Here is a 19,624-nt window from a genome sequence, read left to right on the forward strand (position 1 = left end):
AATTCTAAAAACTAAATTTAAGACTATGGAAAATCTACCAGGAATAAAACTTTTTGATCTGAGTGGCAGAGCGGCCATTGTAACCGGAGGATCCAAAGGACTGGGAATGGCCATGGCGGCCGGACTGGCATCTGCCGGCGCCAATCTCATGCTGGTAAGCAGAAACAAGGCTGAAGGGGAGGCGGCAGCGATAGAACTGTCATCCAAATATCCTGTGAAAGTAATTTATTTCAGTGCAGATGTGGCCAATCAAGGACAAACTGAGGCTATGGCCCAAAAAGCGATGGAAGAATTTGGAAGGATTGATATTTTGATCAACAGTGCCGGTATCAACATCCGTGGGGCAATAGAAGACCTCAGTCTGGAGGACTTTCAAAAAGTTATGGATGTTAACGTAACCGGAACCTGGCTTTGCAGCAGGGCGGTGGTACCTTATATGAAAAAAGCCGCTAAAGGAAATATCATCAACCTGGCAAGCACCTTGGGCCTTGTCGGATTGGCCAATAGGACGCCTTATACTTCCAGCAAAGGGGCAGTAGTACAGATGACCAGGGCTTTGGCGATTGAACTGGCTCCTTTCAACATCAATGTCAATGCCATTTGCCCTGGACCTTTCCTGACTGAGATGAACCTGCCAATTGCAGACACAGAAGAGGGAAAGAAATTTGTGGTCGGAGCCACTGCATTGGGCAGATGGGGTGAACTAAAAGAAATTCAGGGTGCGGCCCTTTTCCTGGCCAGTGATGCTGCCTCTTACATGGTAGGCTCTATACTGACCGTCGATGGAGGCTGGACTGCCCGTTGATCAATAGAAGATTTTGGTAATCAGGAAAATCAGCCCTATAGCTGTAAAGGACATGATGATGGTCCCCAAGCTATGGGTCTTATTTCCCTGAGATATTTTCAGCCCTGAAAGCTGGGTCACTGCCCAGAAGAAACTGTCATTGGCATGCGAAATCGCTATGGCTCCGGCACCGGTGGCCAGCACTGCAAAAACCCTCATGGAATCTGAGTCCATTCCCAATGCGCCCAACAAGGGCGCAATGATAGATGCCGTGGTTATCATCGCTACAGTGGACGATCCCTGGGCTGTTTTTAAAGAGAATGCAATAAGGAAAGGGAGGAATATTCCCCAACTCGCATGGGACAAACTCTCCCCTACCATATCTCCAATTCCGGAATTTTGGAGCATTTTTCCAAAAACCCCACCTGCGCCGGTAATCAGTATCACAGGAGCGGCAATCAGTATTGCTTCCCCAATCCAGCCTGAAGAGGACAATAATTTACGGTCAAACTTACTGGGTAAGGTAAAGGAAATTAATACACCGATCAATAATGCGATGACCGGGCTTCCCACAAAGGTGATGATGGTAGTAAAAATACCGCTTCCAAAAGGTTGGGATGGATATTTAGCGATAGATGCCAGTACAATCAACAAAAGGGGCAAGATGACAGGCATAAAAGATCTGGAAGCTGATGGATATTTTTTCTCCGATTTCTCAAGATCAATTTTTGCAAATTGAGGCTCCAAAGGAATATTATATGCCACCTTTTTGATGAAATAATAGCTTGGGATCAAGGTAATCAAACTGATGATCAAACCCCAAAAAATCACCATACCGAGGTCTGCTTCCAGAATCCCCGCTGTGGCGATTGGCCCAGGAGTAGGCGGAACCAAGGAATGGGAGGCTGTGGCACCCAATGCAACAGCTATGGTTGTCGCTGCATAAGGCACTTTACTTTTAAGGGAAAGAGATTTGCTGATCGGATTCATCATAATAAAGGTACTGTCCCCAAAAACAGGAATGGACAAAATGTACCCACAAAGCAACATGGCCTTGGTGACCGCCTTTTGACCGATCCAACCCAATATTTTCTCAGCAATAACCAGGGCTCCTCCCGTCTTTTCCAAGAAGGTCCCCAAAAACACCCCTAATAAAATCAGCAGACCAATACTTCCCAAAACCCCTCCAAAACCTTCAGAAATAGATTTGATGATCATATCTCCAGACATACCTGATAGAAGACCATATAAAATTGCGGTTACAAAAAGGGCCAGAAATGGATGGATATCAAACTTTACGATGGCGATCAAAATTATTGCCAATGCAAGCAGGATGGTAAGAATCAGGATCATTTGGGTTGTGGTTAAATAGGTTTCCGGAATTTATCTTATCACATAGGGAATCAGTCCCTTCCAATATACCCAAACTTTTTACAGTCGTGAAACATGGATTGATTTTTCCTGATCCAATTGTTGGATTTTTACATAAACAGGCCATTCAAGCTAATAAATGGACCAAACTCTTAAATGAGTGCAACATGAAAAAGAAATTTAAGCGCTGTTTTTTTTACACTGTTAAAAAAATAAACACATATAAAAAACAAAAGCGGGAAGCAACCTTTTAAGATTTACTTCCCGCCTCATAAACTGCTGACCATAGTCAGGTGCTTATGTCAAGTTACCGTTATTATGAGTTGAACCCAGTTGCCCGGAATTCAAAACTTCCACTTAAAATTTCCTGTCCATCTTTCAACTTCCAGTCCAGGACCGATCGCTTCTGCGGTTACCCGTCTCAAATTTCAACAGCGATGTTGAAACTCCTTCACAAACTATCCTGACATTTTAAGCCAAAGTCCGGAATGCTACTTCCGATCTTTTATCTCTTACTTGATGTTATCAAATTACGCAAATTTATATTTCAAAAACAAAATTCTGAATATATTTTTATTCACAAAATTTCAACATTGTAGATTGACTTATCTACAGAATTATCCACAAAAACCGTCCAATCCGCTTTCATCGGTTAAAATTTATGTGCTTCATCAAAATTCCGGTCCTAAATATTTGCCACCATAAGTTTTTATAACCTCAGGAGACCGTTAATATTTTCACTAAATTTTTTAATATCACACCCGTTCGCTCCATTCTTTCCTGATTTTTACTAATTTGTACATGCTCTTAGACCTAATTTTTCCCAGCTACTTATGGACAAAAGAAAATTTCTCAAAACGGCCTCCACATTTACGGGAGCAGCTCTTTTGGCGCCCCTTATCCAATGTAATCCCAATAAAAAAGAAATGGAATCCACATCAGCGCTCTACAATTGGGCAGGAAATTTACAATTCAGTACTTCCCAAATACACGAACCCAAAAACTTGGAACAAGCGGTCAAGTTGGTGAAAGAACTGCCCAAGTTGAGGGTTTTGGGTTCCAGACATTCCTTCAACACCATTGCAGACAGTGACCGGCATTTAATTTCTACCAATAACTTAAATCAGTTGGTAAATCTGGACAAAGTCAACGGGAAGGTGACTGTTGAAGCAGGAATGAAATATGGTGACCTTTGCTTATTGCTTGAAAAAGAAGGTTATGCATTGCACAACCTTGCTTCCCTGCCCCACATTTCCATTGCCGGTTCTATCAGTACCGGTACTCATGGTTCAGGAATAGGGAATGGAAACCTCTCCTCAGCGGTAGCAGCCATTGAATTCATTGATGGAAAGGGAGAATTGGTGAAACTTGAGAGGGAAAGGGATGGTAATTTCATGGGGGCAGTAGTGGCACTTGGGGCATTGGGGATGATGACCAAAGTTACCTTGGACATCGAGCCATCTTACCAAATGGCACAGGTAATCTATAAAGACTTACCCATGTCTGCACTCAAACAACATTTTGTTGAAATTATGTCCACTGGTTACAGCGTCAGTTTATTTACGGATTGGACCAGTGAAAACATCAATCAGGTTTGGATTAAGAAGCGCGCGCATCAAAATGGAACAGTTGATTTTCCTTCGGACCTATTCGGTGCCCTTCCATTTGAAACGGCAGTTCACCCCGTACCGGGCATCTCACCAGAGAGTTGCACAACCCAAATGGGCCAACTCAGAAAATGGTATGAAATCCTGCCCCATTTCAAAATGGAATTTCAGCCTAGCGCGGGAAAAGAGTTACAATCGGAATATTTCATTCCTGTTGAGCATGCTTTTGAAGCCATTTCCAGCATCCAGGAAATGGCCAAAGAGATCAGTCCCTTCTTGTTTATTTCAGAAATACGGGCCATAAAAAGTGATGCGCTTTGGTTAAGCCCCTGCTATCAAAGGGATACCATTGCCATTCATACCACATGGAAACAAGAAATTCCTGAGGTAATGGGAATATTACCAAAAATGGAAGAAAAATTAGCGCCTTTTCAAGCAAGACCACACTGGGCTAAACTGTTCACCATTCCCCCTTCTGAGCTTGAAAAAAGGTATCCAAAACTCAATGACTTTAGAAGACTCATGCAAAATCATGACCCCGATGGGAAGTTTCGAAATAGTTTCATTGAGCAAAACATTTTAGGAAATGCCTAACCTGTCACACATATTAACCCAATAGACCCCAAACCCTAATGAACATCTATTATGTGAATGACTATGAGGCCTTAAGCAAACAGGCCGCAGGCATAGTCGAACAAGAGGCAAGCAAAAAAAGTGATTTACTTTTTTGTGCCGCTACGGGCAACTCCCCTACCGGCATGTATAATGAAATGGCCAAAAAGCCAAGTGTATTTGGAAATATGACCATCGTTAAAATGGACGAATGGGGCATCATTCCTCTGGACCACCCGGATTCCTGTGAAACCTACATCAAAAAACATATTTTGGACCCTCTTCACATCCCAAGCAAAAGGTACATAACCTTTGATACCTCCCCAGAAAAGGTAGAAGCAGAATGCGAAAGGATGGAAAATTATATTCAGGAAAAGGGGCCTTTTGATGTCATCATTTTGGGTCTGGGAAAAAACGGGCACATTGCCTTCAATGAGCCTGGGGAATACTTGGAAACACGGTTCCACAAAAACCTCCTTGAGCCTTCCACCATCCAGCATGACCCCAACCTCTCCAAAGGGCCGGAACCAGCTTATGGACTTTGTGTGGGTATGAGGGACATCATGATGTCCAAAAAGATTATTTTTCTGATTACGGGAAAAGGAAAACAGGATGCCGTTCAGCAAATTCTGGAAAGGAGGATTACAACTCATTGTCCGGCAACATTACTTTGGCTACACCCCAATGTGGAATGTTTGATCGATATGAGCAGCCTAAGCAGCTGATAAGTTAAAGGACAACTAATATTCAACCCAAAATACCTATGAAACCCATTGTTCAAATTTCCCTGGACCTGACCAATATCGATGAGGCCTTGGAAACAGCTGCCATGGCCATCAGGGCCGGAGTGGACTGGTTAGAAGCAGGTACACCTTTAATTTTAGCGGAAGGCCTCCATGGCGTTAGGAAATTGAGAGAAGCATTTCCAGAAATTCCCATAGTAGCTGATCTCAAAACCATGGACGGTGGATACCTGGAAGCCGAAATGATGGCCAAAGCAGGTGCTACCCATGTGGTGGTCATGGCAAGGGCCCATGAAGAAACCATCAAATGTGTGGTAAAAGCCGGTCAAGATTACGGTATAGCAGTCATGGGTGATAACTTGGGCTGTCCGGATATGGTCGCTGGCGCCAAACTAATTGAAGATTTGGGCTGCGATTATGTGATCCACCATATAGGCTATGATGAAAGAAGGGGTATCGCTGCCAGTGGAAGGACAATGCCCAGCCCCTTGGATCAGTTAAAAGAAGTAGTAGCAGCGGTCAACATCCCTGTTCAGGCCGTTGGTGGGCTAAGCTTAGAACAAGCCATTCAATGCCCCAAATTAGGCGCTCCACTTGTCGTTTTAGGCGCTCCACTTACCATCGATGCAGATGCCTTCAAAACGGCAGATGGGGACTTGGAAGCATCCTTAAGGAAAATCTGTGCGGCCATCCATGCCCAATAACCAAAAATATAACCCATAAAATAACCATGTCAGGCAAATCAGCAGCAGTTGTCAATTATGCAGAAGCCAAGGGCTCTGTGGAAATCAGAGAAATTCCCATTCCTGAAATCGGGGAAGAGGATATCTTGTTGGAAGTGAAGAATGTAGGTGTATGTGGAAGCGATCTCCATCAGTGGACTTCTGACCATAGCTGGCCGGTGAATTATCCGGTGGTATTAGGCCATGAGTTCGGTGGGAAAATTGCTGCCCTCGGAAGCCGGGTAAAAGGCTGGTCGGTCGGAAACAGGGTCGTAAGTGAAACCGCAGCGGTGATTGATGCACAAAACCCTATGAGCAGAACGGGGCTCTACAACCTCGATCCAAGCAGAAAAGGCTTTGGGTATGGAGTAAACGGGGCCATGACAAGGTTTGTAAGGGTTCCTGCCAGATGCCTTCATCATGTACCTGATCATTTGGCTTTTGAGGAGGCCTGTCTTACCGAACCTTGCTCCGTAGCTTATAATGCAGTGGTTGGAAATTCAAGAATCAAACCCGGGGACAGGGTATTGGTGATTGGACCTGGAACAATCGGAATCCTTTGTGCGGCTGTCGCCAACTTATGCGGGGCAGAAGTGGGAATTGTTGGCTTAGAAGCAGATAGAGGAAGACTGGAAATTGCCAAAAAATATGGCTGCGATACCTTGATTGGAGATGCAGCTGAAGATTGGGCAAAATTAGGAGATGGACTGGGAGCAGATCTTATCGTGGATGCGGCTGGTGTTTCCGAAACCCTAAAAATAGCCATGAAACTGGTTCGTCCCAATGGGCAGATCACCAAAGTAGGTTGGGGTCCCCAGCCCTGCAATTTTTCCCTCGATCCCTTGGTTCAGAAAAATGTGCGCTTACAGGGAAGCTTCAGCCACAACTGGCCGATATGGGAAAAAGTGATCAGCCTGATGTCCAGTGGAAAATTGGATGTCAAACCCATCATTGGCGGCGTTTGGCCAATTACAGAATGGAAAAAGGCTTTTGAGCTGATGCATGATGGGAAAGTAGTAAAAAGTGTCTTAAAGCCTGTGTAGGATGCGGTTAAAAAATAAAGTCATCATCGTCACCGGAAGCACGACGGGTATAGGAAAAGCCATTGCCAAAGCAGCCTTAACGGAAGGGGCAAAAGTTGTAATCCATGGATTGGAAGAAGATTTGGGCCAACTGGCCACAAAAGAACTGGGGGAAGACAATACCATACTGCATGTAGAAGATATCACGGCAGCAGGCTGTGCAGAAAGATTGGTAAATTTGGCGGTCAAGACTTGGGGAAAATTAGATGCCTTGGTCAATAATGCTGCCTGGATTGTAAGTTCAGATATTGATACCACGGACAAAGAATTTTTAGAAAAAGTACTGGAGGTGAACAGCATTGCCCCATTCCTTTTGATCAAATCAGCGCTTCCTCATTTATCAACATCCAAAGGTGTGGTATTGAATATTGGTTCAGTGAATGCCTGGAGCGGCGAGCCCAATTTATTGGCTTATAGCATTTCCAAAGGAGCATTGATGACAATGACCAGAAACCTGGGTGATGTACTGCCAAGAACGCATGGTGTCAGGGTCAATCAGATCAACCCGGGATGGGTACTCACCGAAAGGGAAATGATCCGCAAAAAACAACATGGCCTCTCAGAAAAATGGTATGAAGAAATACCGGCAATGTATGCCCCCTCGGGAAGGATACTTTGGCCTTCCGAAATTGCTGCTGCAGCCATTTACTGGTTAGCTGACGAAAGTGGCCCGATCAGTGGGCAGGTAGTAGACCTGGAACAACATCCCCTGATGGGCAGGAATGCTCCCAAAGATTCCTCCACCATTCATGGTAAACCATAAAAAATACGGACCTATGCCAAAATTAGCTGCCTTTCCCAAAGCCTTCATGCAAGCCCTCTGCAAAGATGGGAGTATGAAATTGGCCACCTGGATTGAACTTGCCTCCAAATTGGACATTGAGGGATTGGAATGGTATGCCGGGTTTTTGGAAATGCAGCACAAAAATAATTGGCCTCTGTTTCGAAAAATGGCAGAAGACAAGGGGAAGGTTATCCCAATGATGTGCTGTTCACCTGATTTCACCCATCCCAACAAAGCTTTCAGACAGCAAGAAATAGACAAGCAAAAATACTGGATAGATATGACCCATGCGCTGGGCGGTTCTTATTGCAGGGTGCTATCGGGTCAAAGGCGGCCGGAGTTGACCATTCAAGAAGGCGTAAAATTGGCGGCTGATTGTATACAAAGCTGTCTCCCTTATGCGGAGGAACGTAAAATTACCCTGATTTTAGAGAACCATTACAAGGATGATTTTTGGGAATATCCCGAATTTGCCCAAAAAATGGACGTATTCACCCAATTGGTGGACAGCATCGACCATCCCAATTTTGGTGTAAATTATGATCCCAGCAACGCTTTTTTGGCAGGGGAAGATCCTTTGGAATTGCTCAAAAAAATTTCCCATAGGGTGGTCACCATGCATGCCAGTGACAGGTATTTGAAGTTTGGCACCATCGAAGATTTGAGAAATGAAGAAGATGGCGCAATAGGTTATGCCAAAAGGTTAAGTCATGGAGAAATCGGCAAGGGGTTGAATGATTACGATGCCATCTTTACCGAATTGAAATGGGTGGGTTTTGACAGTTGGATCAGCATTGAAGATGGGGTGGAAGGCATGGATCAGCTTGAAAGAAGCGTAACCTTTTTAAGAAAAAAAATGAACCAGTATTGGCCCGGATAAAGTCAAAAATTATGGAAGCAATTCATTTGTACGCATCACAATGCTTTTTGGGAGAAGGCCCTTATTGGCATGCAGGAAGGAACAGTTTTTTCTGGGTGGACATAGAAAATGGGAAGCTGTTTGAATATCCCCTGGAAAGCGGAAAAGTTAATACTTGGAAATTTGAGCAGCGCATTACTTTGGTCGTGGAAGGAAAAGCCGACCACCTGATATTGGCATTGGACCAGAAAATCGCACGTTTTAACCTTGAAACTGAGAACCTGGAATGGATTGCATCGATAGAGGACAAACCGGGCAACCGCCTGAATGACGGGAAATGTGATGCCAAGGGAAGATTATGGGTAGGTTCTATGAGCAAGACATTCGACCAAGGTGCTGGCGCTTTTTATAGTTTGGAAGCCGATAGCCATGTCAAAAAGCATTTAGAACACATTACCATTTCCAATGGAATGGCATGGACTCTTGACAACAAAACGCTCTACTATATTGACAGCCCGACACAAAAGGTCAATGCCTATCATTTTGATTTGGAGAACGGAACCCTTCAATTTGACCGGACGGTCGTTGAAATTCCCATATCTTTGGGAACCCCTGACGGAATGTGCATAGACGTAGAGGGGAAACTGTGGATTGCCCATTATGGAGGTTCTGGGATCTTTAGATGGGATCCGTTCACCGGAAAATTGATGGAAAAAGTTACCTTACCTGTTCCTCATGTGACTTCTTGTACTTTTGGTGGGAAAAACCTGGACACTTTATTGGTGACAACGGCCAGGGAAAACTTAAATGAAGCTCAGTTGGAGGAATTTCCTTTGAGCGGGGATGTGTTTTTAATCCAAACCAATACCAAAGGATTCTTGCCTAATCCTGCATGTTTTTGATGAAAAGAAGTGGCATTGCGACAATGGGTAAGTTAAGGAAAGCGGTAAAAAGCAAGGAGAAAAACTTTATGTTCTACCAAATAAACACTTATTTCATCTGATTTTCAAGGAAAATTTGTCCTACCATTAAAATTTAATTTCCTTAAAGACTGGATGTTTACTTTTTTTCAATTCCATCCTGTAGCTTGAGAGGCTTTTATGGCACGGTCTTGGCACTCTCATGAGTATTACAAAAGGAGGTTACCATGAAAACTTTGAAAAAAATCATAAGCTTGTTCTTAATTATCAGCCTGATCTTTGTAATGGATGGCTACGCACAAGGTCGAGGTAACGGCCATGGAAAAAAAGGACATCCGAAAGAATACAAACACCATCAGGGCAAATATAAAGGTAAGCACCATCAAGCTTACAGACAAAAAGGCCCTCCGCCTTGGGCTCCGGCTCACGGGTACAGGGCCAAGCAGCATGTCTATTTCCCTGATTACCATTTTTTCTATGATGCAAGAAGGAGTGGCTATGTTTACTGGAACAATGGAAACTGGGCTTTCTCAGCCGTGCTGCCAGCTTTTATCGCCAATATTGACCTTGGAAATGCAAGAATGCAGGTTATGAGCGACATCCCTTTAAATGTCCGGCCGGAAATTTATTATGATGACTACTACCGCAGTTACCCTCCAAGAAGGGGAGTAGCCAATATTAATATCCACATTCCGTTTTAATCTAACAGGAAATATCATCTCAACAACCCTTCAAATCAGTTTTGAAGGGTTGTTTTTTTGAACTCCCCAAAAAGAAATACCTGCTATTTTTTCATCAAGGTTGAAATCGCCAACAGGAATGAATTCCGTAATCGCCAAAATAAATCCTGCTACCAAAACATGACTGATATCAAAAGAGAGAGATTAAGCATCCTTTTTTCGGATGCATCCGTCTTTGAAATTCCTGATCGACAGGAGCAATCTCAATACCTAAAAAACAAAAGCGGGAAGTTTTCTTTCGAATGCTTCCCGCTTCATAACCTGGTAAACCGTAGTTTGCCAAACTATGTCAAGTTACAGTTATTATGAGTCATTTCAGTTGCCCGATTTGAAATTACTTTGAACTGGTATGGCGGTCCATCAGATGGCCGCAATGCATTTTACATGCTTTTACAGATTCCAGAATTTCAGCATTACCTGTTATAGTTTGATTTTTCAACCTCCCTACTTCTTGATCTAATCCAGTTTGTCAAAGTAACCTGAAGTTTTACCTTCACTCTTTTATCTCTTACTTGATGTTATCAAATTTCGCTAACAAAAAACTGAAAACCAATATTTTACCCATTTATTTATACACAATTTTTCAACAGGAACTATCCATTTATACACAAAATATCAACATTCATTATCGTTTTTTGGACTTAATTTCAATAAACTGGTTCAAATCAACAAAGGGATACATTTTGATGCAATAGATCGCCCCTACAGACCTCTGCACTACCTATTCTTTTTACCACAGACTTCCTCAAGCTTCAGTCTGGGTTGGCACATTTCAGCCTTTCAGGCATTTCATTTGCCTCTTTCCCAACTTTTTAAAAATATTAATTTTTATCGACCTTTAATATTTCACATAAATTTGATTTCCCTGATTTTTAATCATTCACTATAGGAATCAAAAACCAATCTCTGTTGTTAAACCAACAATAAGCCTAATTGACGCATGGAAATTACCTGGAACCTGGAACATACCTACCAACAGCTGCCCGAAGCCCTTTTCAGCACCATTCATCCCATCCCGGTAAAAGCTCCGCAACTGGTTTTGTTAAATCAAAACCTGGCGGATGAACTTGGCTTACATCTTGAAAATTATGATGTAGCCACCTTAAGCGCATTGTTTTCAGGGAACCAAATCCCCAAAGATGCCCAACCCATGGCCCAAGCATATGCAGGACATCAATTTGGTCAATTCACCATGCTGGGAGATGGTAGGGCTATTTTGCTTGGAGAGCAGATTACCCCAAAAGGAGAAAGATATGACATCCAACTGAAAGGTTCCGGCAGAACGCCTTATTCCAGGGGCGGAGATGGAAGGGCACATTTCAGTGCCATGTTGAGGGAATACCTGATTTCCGAAGCCATGCATTTTTTAGGAATCCCAACTTCCAGGTCCTTGGCCGTGGTGATTACAGGGGAGCCTGTTTATAGGGAAAAAGTGAGGCATGGCGCCATCCTTACCAGAGTTGCTTCAAGTCATATCCGTGTGGGAACTTTCGAATATGCCAGGAATTTCCATGAGGGAAAATACCTCAAAGACCTGCTCCAATACAGCATTGCCCGGCATTATCCGGAACTCGATGAGTCAGAAAATCCGGCTTTGGCCTTCTTTGAGGCTGTGATGGACAAGCAGCTGAACCTGATCCTCCACTGGATGCGGGTAGGCTTTATCCATGGGGTGATGAATACAGACAATATGAGTATTCCTGGCGAAACGATTGATTATGGTCCATGTGCCTTCATGAATGCTTATGACCCGATGACGGTTTTTAGTTCCATTGATACCCAAGGAAGGTATGCCTATGGCAATCAGCCTTTCATTGCCCATTGGAATTTGGGCTGTCTTGGATCTGCCCTGCTTCCTGAAATTGCAGCCAAAACTGCCGATGCAGTGAAATTGGCTCAGGAATCCATCAACAAATTCCCTTTAGCCTATGAAACTAAATGGCTGGAAATGATGGGGAAAAAATTGGGAATAGCTCAAATAAAGCCCTCAGACAAAGCTTTGGTAGATGACCTCTTGCACTGGATGAAAAAGAACAAAGCTGATTTTACCAATACATTCCTTTACCTGAGAAGGAATGCCTTTCCCCAGGACAGTATTTATCAAGAAGTGGATTTCAAGGCTTGGCTCCAATTGTGGCAGGAAAGAATTTCAGAGAACAGGACAAAAGCCCAGGAATTGATGGATCAGAACAATCCTGCTTTTATCCCGCGAAACCATTTGGTAGAAGCAACCTTGGAGGCAGCAAGTAATGATGGCAATATGCAGCCTTTTCAGGAACTTTTGGCTGTACTACAAGACCCTTATACCGATAAGCCCGGTTTTGAAAAATTCCAGGAAGTACCAATAGAGGTGGATAAAGGTTTTCAGACGTTTTGTGGGACTTAAGACATGGTATTTTTGATTTTTTCTCATAATCTCATAATTTAGTTAAATGAAAAGTATTGGAGTTCTCAAATATTCCAGTCTTTGCTGTTTCCTTTTTTTAATGGCGGGGGCTGTATTTTCCCAAAACAGAGTTATTGTTCCGATTAATGAGCACTTAATCCCAACTGAAAACGGAAGCAATGAACACATCTACAACAAAGTGGTTTCTGTTTCAACGCAAGGTGAGCTTTTGGAAAAAATATACAATTTAGAAAACCGCCCCATAGAAATAAGTAAGTCCTCTTTCAAAGATCCTGAAGGGAAACAACTATTGTGGAAGGAAACCCAAAAGTTTAATGAATTAGGAGAGATAGACAGGATAATAATTGTGGATGCCAGTAGCGATTCCACAAAAACAAAGGTTTTTAACAATGAGAAACTCCTTCTTGAATTATCCTGTGATGAATTCAGCAATTGCAACGGCTTATTTTACCCTGAGGATTCAGAAGAAACCATACCTGTTGACAGGAACATATTCGAGCCTAATTTTTCAGATATCCAAGGTTGGTTTAAGTTTGCCCGAGAGAATTTTAAATACCCAGAAATAGCAAGAAAGGGCAAACATGAAGGAACCGTTTGGATGGGTTTAAGAATAGGTACCAATGGAGAACTTTTGGAGAGTACGGGCATCAATGCCAAGGAATTGCACCCATCTTTGATAAAAAAAGTCCAAGAAATTATAGATGCTTATCACGGAGAATTTTCTCCCGCACTGGATAAAAAAGGAAATCCTGTTGAAGGTTGGATGTATTTCAATACCGATTTTTATTTGCTTCAAACAAAAACTACTAGGACAGTACCAAAATTTGATTTTTAAAGGTTTTGATAACTTTTAGCTTGCTGGCACCCACTTGATAAAAGAATTATTTAAGCCTCTCATATTTTGCGTTGTGTAATTTACGTAACGCAAAATACGTCAAAAAACCAGTCAAAGACCGAAGCCAATTGGTACCTGATTTCCCCAAGCTTACTTTCCTCCCGGAGGTAAATTGTTCAACCAAAAGCGCTCCATGGTTTTCCGGAGATGCAAGGTGGTGTTTTCCCTTTCATTGATGCCATGGGCCCGCATGGGGTAGGACATCATATCAAATTGTTTGTTGTATTTGATCAGCCGGTCCACCAGCATTTCAAAACTCTGGTAATGCACATTATCGTCAGCGGTGCCATGAATGATCATCAATTTTCCTTGAAGATTTTGGGCAAAATTGATAGGAGAGCCATCATGGTAGCCTTGCGGATTATCTTTCAAAAGACCCATATAGCGCTCCTGGTAAGTGGCATCATACAGCCGCTGGTCAGAAACAAATGCCAAAGCCAGTCCAGCCTTGTAAAGTTCAGGATACCTAAACAAGGCATTGAGGGTCATCTGACCACCACCACTCCATCCCCAGATGCCAATTCGGTCCGCATCAAGAAAAGCGTAGGTCTTTAAAAGCTGTTCCGTAGCTTCCTTCTGGTCCTGAGAAGCCAAGATTCCGATTTGTCCGTAAATTGATTTCCTCCATTCCCTGCCCCTTGGGGTCTTGGTCCCCCTATTGTCAATACTGACCACGACATATCCAAGTTCAGCCATGTAATGATGCCATAAATCTCCACCCATCCAAGCATCCTGTACGGTTGACCCGGCGGGCTCTCCATAGACATAAAACAACAAGGGATACTTTTTGGAGGGATCAAATATTTTTGGCTTCAACATCCAGGCATCCAAAACATCATCGCTTATATCAATTTTTATAAACTCTTTTTGGGTCAGTCCCAAAGCATGGTATTTATTATACAGGTTTTCATTGGCTTCCAAAACCCTGATGGTTTCATGCCGGGGCAAGCTGATCAAGGAAATTTTTGGTGGCGTCACCGTGTTTTGAAAAGTATGAATCGCATATCCCGAATTGGGGGAAAGCTGATAGGCATGTTGCCCGGGTTGGTCAATCGGCGTAATGCGTTCCGCCTTTCCCTTTTTCAACAAAGGGCTTCTGTAAAGATACCTTTGTGTGAAATTTTCCGGGGAGGCGATATAATAAACATAGCCGGATTGAGGATCGATATGACTGATACGTTCTACATCAAAATCACCCTCAGTGATCAGATCCATGGTTTTCCCGTCCCTGGAGACTTTATAAAGGTGCATCCAGCCATCCCTTTCACTGGTCCAGGTAAATAAGCTTTCATTTTCCAACCACAGGATATTGTCATGGATATCCAGAAAAGCATCATCCTCTTCCACCAGGATAGTGGAAATTTCCATCGTTTGAATGTTCCCGGTCCAAACTGTATTTCTGTTTTGTGGGCGATTGAGTTGCTGTACCATCACTTCCTTTGAGTGCGGTATGAAATCCATCCTTGCGAGGTAATTGTTTCTGGGGTCTCCGGGAAAATCAAACCAACGTGTATCCCCTCCCTTGCTGGACACCACTCCAATCTTTACCGAAGAAAGGGTTTCCCCAACTTTTGGATAGGGCAAAGGAATAGGCTTAGAATAGATGGAGTCGATGTTATTGATCAGGTAAAATGTTCCCACCCCTTTGGTGTCAGAGCTCCAATAGGCAATATGCTCTCCATCCGGGCTCCACCTGAATCCATCCCGACAATCCAACTCCTCTTCATATACCCAATCAAAAGTCCCATTGATGATTTCCTCACTTCCATCATGGGTAATTTGGGTAACCTTAGAAGACTTTAAATCCTCTACATAAATATTGTTCTCGCTTACATAAGCCACCTTTGAAGCATCGGGGGAAAACTTGGCAAACATCAGGGAAGATGCTTTGAGCCCTTTGCCCAATTGATTCAATTGTTTTGTTGCAAGATCCAGCACCCAATAATCCCCGCGGGTATGGTAACGCCAGACTTTTTGGGTATTGGTGAAAATCAACAATTTGCCATTGTCATCAGACCATTGATAGTCTGCAACAGTCAATGGTCTATTATGCCCTGCAGGTATCAATTCTTTTGCTCCGACCAATACCTTACGTTCGCCGCTTTTGGCTTCATACCTCACAATATCATCCCCTGAAAATTGTGGATTTCTTTCAATGCTGGAATAACCTTCCGCATCTTTCATCCAACGGATTGGGCCAAACCTTTTTTGATCATAAGTGCCCTTTTGAAAAATATCTTCCAAAGTCAATGCACTTTGACCCAATACAACGACAATGGAAAGGAAATGGAAAACAAACCCCAGGGCAATTGTCTTTTTCATAGCTAAAATTTTCAGGACCAATGGGTTTAAAGATAATAAAATAAGGCAAAATCACTATATTTAATGCTAACCATTTGCTGAGACCATGAGCTATCCAAGTATCTTCAACGATGTCTTAGGACCCGTGATGCGGGGACCTTCAAGTTCCCACTGTGCGGCCTCCCTGAGGATTGGGAGGATATGCCATGACCTCATGGGAGGGGTGATCTCTCAAATTGAAATCGACTTTGACCCTAATGGCTCCTTGGCCACTACCCACAAGGATCAGGGCTCAGACATGGGATTATTTGGGGGATTTCTGGGATGGGAAGCGGACGACGAACGCCTGGTCCACTCAGAGCAGCATATTGGGATTGCTGGAATCCGGGTAAATATCCATATCAAAGACATCCAAGCGGAACACCCTAATACCTATCAGATCACCTTAATCAGCCCAAGGGAACAGCATCAGGTAATTGCCATTTCCACCGGAGGAGGCATGATTGAAGTGATTGAAATAGATGGAGCAGAACTTTCCTACGCTGGGGATGCCTACCTTACATTGATTTTCACTTCAGATCAGGAAGCAATTTTAAATTTCCTGGGGCAGGTGAAAGATTTGGACAGTCTGGAATTCAAAAAAGGAAATCCCTCCTTCATATTGATCAGGTCTCAGTTTGCCTTGGATCCAACGCTCCTGCAGGATATCAGAGAATTGGACAAAGACTGCCAAATCAGGCAGATAAAGCCTGTATTGCCTGTTCTTACGGCGAAAAACCAAACAGTACCTTTTATTACTTGTGAGGAAATGCTGGCTTACAATAAGGACAAAAATTTGAGCCTTTGGGAACTGGCTGTCAGGTATGAAAGCATACGGGGCAACATTACGGAAGAAGAGGTTTTATCCAAAATGAGGCACATCTACAGGATTATGCGTAATGCTGTGGATACGGGATTGAAGGGAACCCAATTTGAGGACAGGATATTAGGACCTCAATCAGTCACTTTTAAAGAAAGGATGGAAAGCAAAAAAATGGTGGATGCCTCTGTGCTGAACAAGATCATCATGTACGTGTCGGCCATTATGGAGGTAAAGAGTTCCATGGGGGTGATTGTGGCTGCCCCTACGGCTGGCTCCTGCGGGGCGATGCCAGGCGCAGTTTTGGGCGTTGCCGATGCTCTGGGTTTGTCTGAGGAAGAAACAGTGAAAGCATTGATGGTGGCAGGTTTGATCGGCGTTTTCATCGCGGCACATTCAACCTTTGCGGCCGAAGTCGGGGGTTGCCAGGCAGAATGCGGTTCTGGTTCATGCATGGCCGCTGCGGCCATTGTGGGTCTGGCGGGAGGCAGTTTACATCAAAGCCTTTCTGCCGCTTCTATGGCATTGCAGAGTTCTTTGGGTATGATCTGTGACCCCATTGGCAACAGGGTCGAAGCCCCCTGCCTCAACAGAAATGTCATGGCCGCTTCCAATGCTTTGTCCTGTGCCAATATGGCCCTGGCGGATTATGACCACCTGATCCCATTGGATGAAGTAATTGAGACCATGTATGAAGTCGGAAAAAGTATACCCAATACCCTGAGATGCACCAATTTGGGTGGGCTTTCCATCACCAAAACAGCCAAGGAAATAGAGAAGAGGCTGGAGCAAAAGCAGTTTTTCAAAAGTTGTTGAGGGTAGTAGATATGGGATTAAAATGTAAATTGAAGCATTTTAAAAAGATGGTCTTTAACAGTTCCTGTGGTTGTTCTGTAAGCTCCCCAAAAACTACCAACCAACTTTTTCATCCAATCCAAAAATGGGAAATCAATCAAATTACGGCAAAGCTATATTATCTTGATTTAATATGGAGTAGCGCAAGGGTTACGGCTTTTAGCTGCAGTGCTTTTTAATTTGTCTGTGTATTGGGTTTCTTTCTATTAGGGTCACTTTTGGAATCCTTTGACCCATAATGAGTTCATTATTAGCTAGCCCTGGGTTTAATATCCAATGTAACATTAACGGATTTTCCCAATTCCAAATTAAATATTTTAATTTGTAGTAATTCATATTTTACCTTCAATTTATTGTCTTCTTGCAAAAATATATTGAAGTTTAAGACCGATATTTAGATTAGAAGTTTTTAAAACATCATTAATTTCTGGGTTAGGTGAAAAACCAGGAATGACTCTTGTTGTCATAGAGTAGTCAAAGTTTGCGCTTTGATATGATAGCACAATCCCCCAGTTGAATTTTGAAGATTTTTGATAATTGAGATTTATCGAAGCCCCTAATAGGAGAGCTTTCAAATTTGAACGATCACCATCATGGGCCCATTTCAGAGGCGGAACTGTCGTTGTATATAGCAATATGCTTTCATAGTATGGATAGTTTGTGAGCGCAAGACCTGAATATACACCAAGCCCCAGACTAAAATTTCCAATTTTTTTTTCGTATCCTATTCCCGGGGCAGCATGCAATATTCTGTAGTCGACATGTTCAAATTTTTGATCTCCGTAATTTGTAGAAAGGAACTGAGTAATGCCGTCAGTCCAAACGCTATTTAAGGTGGATCCTGTTTGTAACCTTATTCCAAAAGATTGACTCAGCATGTATTTCATTTCGAGATTAACAAAGTACCCCGGCTCTGCAAATCCGCTTTTTGATTTATCTATGCCAATCACCCATGGGTTTTGCACACCCTCAAGGGTATAAATAGCTGAATTAACAATGTTTTTATTCCCAAATGAGCCAACAGGAATAGCCCTTCCTCCACTAACAGAAATACTAAATCTGTTATAAATACCATCTTGACCAAGTAATTCCAGCCATGTTGTTAGCATCAACACGCTTAATATGATGAAGTTTTTCACAAGGTTAAAATTTTATTAAACCTATTGTTTTTCATTTACCATATTGATAATCATATATTTTTGATCATTAACATACTGTCAAAAGTTCAATCGCTTGGCTTTGTAAATACCATAATTTAGAGGCATCACTTGTTAGTAAGCTGCGTTTTTCCGGTCCAATGGCCGGCAACTTGTTTATATCCCTGATTTTGTTCAGCATTATCTCAAAACCTACTAAAACTAATCATTTATAAACTGATTCCCAAGGATAGGATCTAATTAAACATACCTGTTATCCATTCCCAGCATTACCCATGTCCCTTATGCTAAACTTTTAATGGTTTTTATCCAAAAATCCTTTTCCCCATTAGTATGTTGGAGCTAAGACACTAAAAAAGGGATGAATTTCATCCCTTAAATAATTGTAAATCAAGTTTGTATCCTCGATACCCGTACGTACCGTTCGGTACGGGCGGGGGAATCGAACCTGTATCTAAAGTTTGGGAAACTTCCATTCTATCCCTGTCCGACTGGCCTCAGCCGGGCGGGCCCGTCGGAACGATGTCAGCCGGGCGGGCATTGAACTACGGGGCCAATATTTTTTTGAGAAACTCCCTTCCTCTGGACGATTTGAAATACTTTTCTCTTTTTATTGCTTCCTGTAAAGTTTCCAATTTTTCAAAATAGACGATCTCGAAAGGAATGTAAGGCCTTATTGAATCTGTCATCCCTGAATTGTGCTACAAAAGTCTTTTTTGAAGATCCTTGCAATGACCTTTATAAAAATAATCATCTTGCTTGCTTTTTAATACGTAAGCATAAAACACTTCCTTCATCATAAAAAAGTTGAAAAAGATTGTAGCCTCGACAGGAATCGAACCTGTATCTAAAGTTTAGGAAACTTCCATTCTATCCATTGAACTACGAGGCCATGCTGAGACTGCTAGAAACTAGGATCAAGAAAT

General features: G+C 42.7%; 16 protein-coding genes and 1 tRNA gene. 12 read left to right on the forward strand and 5 right to left on the reverse strand.

Going from position 1 to position 19,624, the window contains the following annotated elements; all coding sequences use genetic code 11:
• The first annotated feature begins 25 nt into the window (after window positions 1–25).
• Complete coding sequence (locus BC751_RS02385) at window positions 26–805, forward strand: SDR family NAD(P)-dependent oxidoreductase (protein WP_130274153.1); 780 nt, start codon at window positions 26–28, stop codon at window positions 803–805.
• Here BC751_RS02385 and BC751_RS02390 read toward each other — a convergent pair whose 3' ends face one another.
• Window positions 806–2,137: a GntP family permease gene (locus BC751_RS02390; protein WP_130274154.1), complete on the reverse strand. Its 1,332-nt coding sequence runs from the start codon at window positions 2,135–2,137 to the stop codon at window positions 806–808.
• An 851-nt stretch (window positions 2,138–2,988) separates the two neighbouring features.
• Between BC751_RS02390 and BC751_RS02395 the strand changes: the two genes are divergently transcribed.
• From BC751_RS02395 to BC751_RS02440, 10 genes are all read left to right on the forward strand, one after another.
• A complete protein-coding gene (locus BC751_RS02395; protein WP_130274155.1) occupies window positions 2,989–4,356 on the forward strand; it encodes a D-arabinono-1,4-lactone oxidase in 1,368 nt (455 codons plus the stop codon).
• A gap of 38 nt (window positions 4,357–4,394) precedes the next feature.
• Window positions 4,395–5,099 carry a 6-phosphogluconolactonase gene (locus BC751_RS02400; protein ID WP_130274156.1) on the forward strand — a complete coding sequence of 235 codons (705 nt, stop codon included), beginning with the start codon at window positions 4,395–4,397 and terminating at the stop codon, window positions 5,097–5,099.
• A 38-nt stretch (window positions 5,100–5,137) separates the two neighbouring features.
• A complete protein-coding gene (locus tag BC751_RS02405; protein ID WP_130274157.1) occupies window positions 5,138–5,821 on the forward strand; it encodes an orotidine 5'-phosphate decarboxylase / HUMPS family protein in 684 nt (227 codons plus the stop codon).
• 26 nt (window positions 5,822–5,847) lie between these two features.
• Window positions 5,848–6,882 carry a zinc-binding dehydrogenase gene (locus BC751_RS02410; protein ID WP_130274158.1) on the forward strand — a complete coding sequence of 345 codons (1,035 nt, stop codon included), beginning with the start codon at window positions 5,848–5,850 and terminating at the stop codon, window positions 6,880–6,882.
• A gap of 1 nt (window position 6,883) precedes the next feature.
• Entirely contained in the window at window positions 6,884–7,684 is an 801-nt protein-coding gene (locus BC751_RS02415; RefSeq protein WP_130274159.1) for an SDR family NAD(P)-dependent oxidoreductase, read from the forward strand.
• Between the two features lie 13 nt (window positions 7,685–7,697).
• On the forward strand, window positions 7,698–8,585 hold the full coding sequence (locus BC751_RS02420) for a sugar phosphate isomerase/epimerase family protein (protein ID WP_130274160.1): 888 nt from the start codon (window positions 7,698–7,700) through the stop codon (window positions 8,583–8,585).
• Between the two features lie 11 nt (window positions 8,586–8,596).
• Window positions 8,597–9,466 carry an SMP-30/gluconolactonase/LRE family protein gene (locus BC751_RS02425; protein WP_130274161.1) on the forward strand — a complete coding sequence of 290 codons (870 nt, stop codon included), beginning with the start codon at window positions 8,597–8,599 and terminating at the stop codon, window positions 9,464–9,466.
• A 245-nt stretch (window positions 9,467–9,711) separates the two neighbouring features.
• Window positions 9,712–10,185 (forward strand): hypothetical protein, encoded by a 474-nt coding sequence (locus BC751_RS02430; protein ID WP_130274162.1) that lies wholly within the window; start codon window positions 9,712–9,714, stop codon window positions 10,183–10,185.
• A 979-nt stretch (window positions 10,186–11,164) separates the two neighbouring features.
• Window positions 11,165–12,610 (forward strand): protein adenylyltransferase SelO, encoded by a 1,446-nt coding sequence (locus BC751_RS02435; protein WP_130274163.1) that lies wholly within the window; start codon window positions 11,165–11,167, stop codon window positions 12,608–12,610.
• Between the two features lie 46 nt (window positions 12,611–12,656).
• Window positions 12,657–13,466 (forward strand): energy transducer TonB, encoded by an 810-nt coding sequence (locus BC751_RS02440; protein ID WP_130274164.1) that lies wholly within the window; start codon window positions 12,657–12,659, stop codon window positions 13,464–13,466.
• Window positions 13,467–13,616: 150 nt separating this feature from the next.
• On the opposite strand, the gene BC751_RS02445 is transcribed toward BC751_RS02440, so the two are convergent.
• Window positions 13,617–15,848, reverse strand: a complete 2,232-nt coding sequence (locus tag BC751_RS02445) for a S9 family peptidase (RefSeq protein WP_242617340.1) — start codon at window positions 15,846–15,848, stop codon at window positions 13,617–13,619.
• A gap of 85 nt (window positions 15,849–15,933) precedes the next feature.
• On the opposite strand from BC751_RS02445, the gene BC751_RS02450 reads away from it, so the two are divergent.
• Window positions 15,934–17,502, forward strand: coding sequence for an L-serine ammonia-lyase, iron-sulfur-dependent, subunit alpha (locus tag BC751_RS02450; protein ID WP_130274166.1), 1,569 nt, complete (start codon window positions 15,934–15,936; stop codon window positions 17,500–17,502).
• Between the two features lie 389 nt (window positions 17,503–17,891).
• Here the strand turns inward: BC751_RS02450 and BC751_RS02455 are convergent, their stop codons facing one another.
• The 3 genes from BC751_RS02455 to BC751_RS02465 all read right to left on the reverse strand — a co-directional run bounded on the left by BC751_RS02455 (window position 17,892) and on the right by BC751_RS02465 (window position 19,590).
• A complete protein-coding gene (locus BC751_RS02455; RefSeq protein WP_130274167.1) occupies window positions 17,892–18,680 on the reverse strand; it encodes a hypothetical protein in 789 nt (262 codons plus the stop codon).
• Window positions 18,681–19,243: 563 nt separating this feature from the next.
• On the reverse strand, window positions 19,244–19,387 hold the full coding sequence (locus tag BC751_RS22190; protein ID WP_242617341.1) for a GIY-YIG nuclease family protein: 144 nt from the start codon (window positions 19,385–19,387) through the stop codon (window positions 19,244–19,246).
• A 131-nt stretch (window positions 19,388–19,518) separates the two neighbouring features.
• Window positions 19,519–19,590 (reverse strand) — tRNA-Arg (locus BC751_RS02465).
• Between the last annotated feature and the right edge of the window lie 34 nt (window positions 19,591–19,624).

This window comes from Cecembia calidifontis (assembly GCF_004216715.1).
Taxonomy (GTDB): Bacteria; Bacteroidota; Bacteroidia; order Cytophagales; family Cyclobacteriaceae; genus Cecembia_A; species Cecembia_A calidifontis.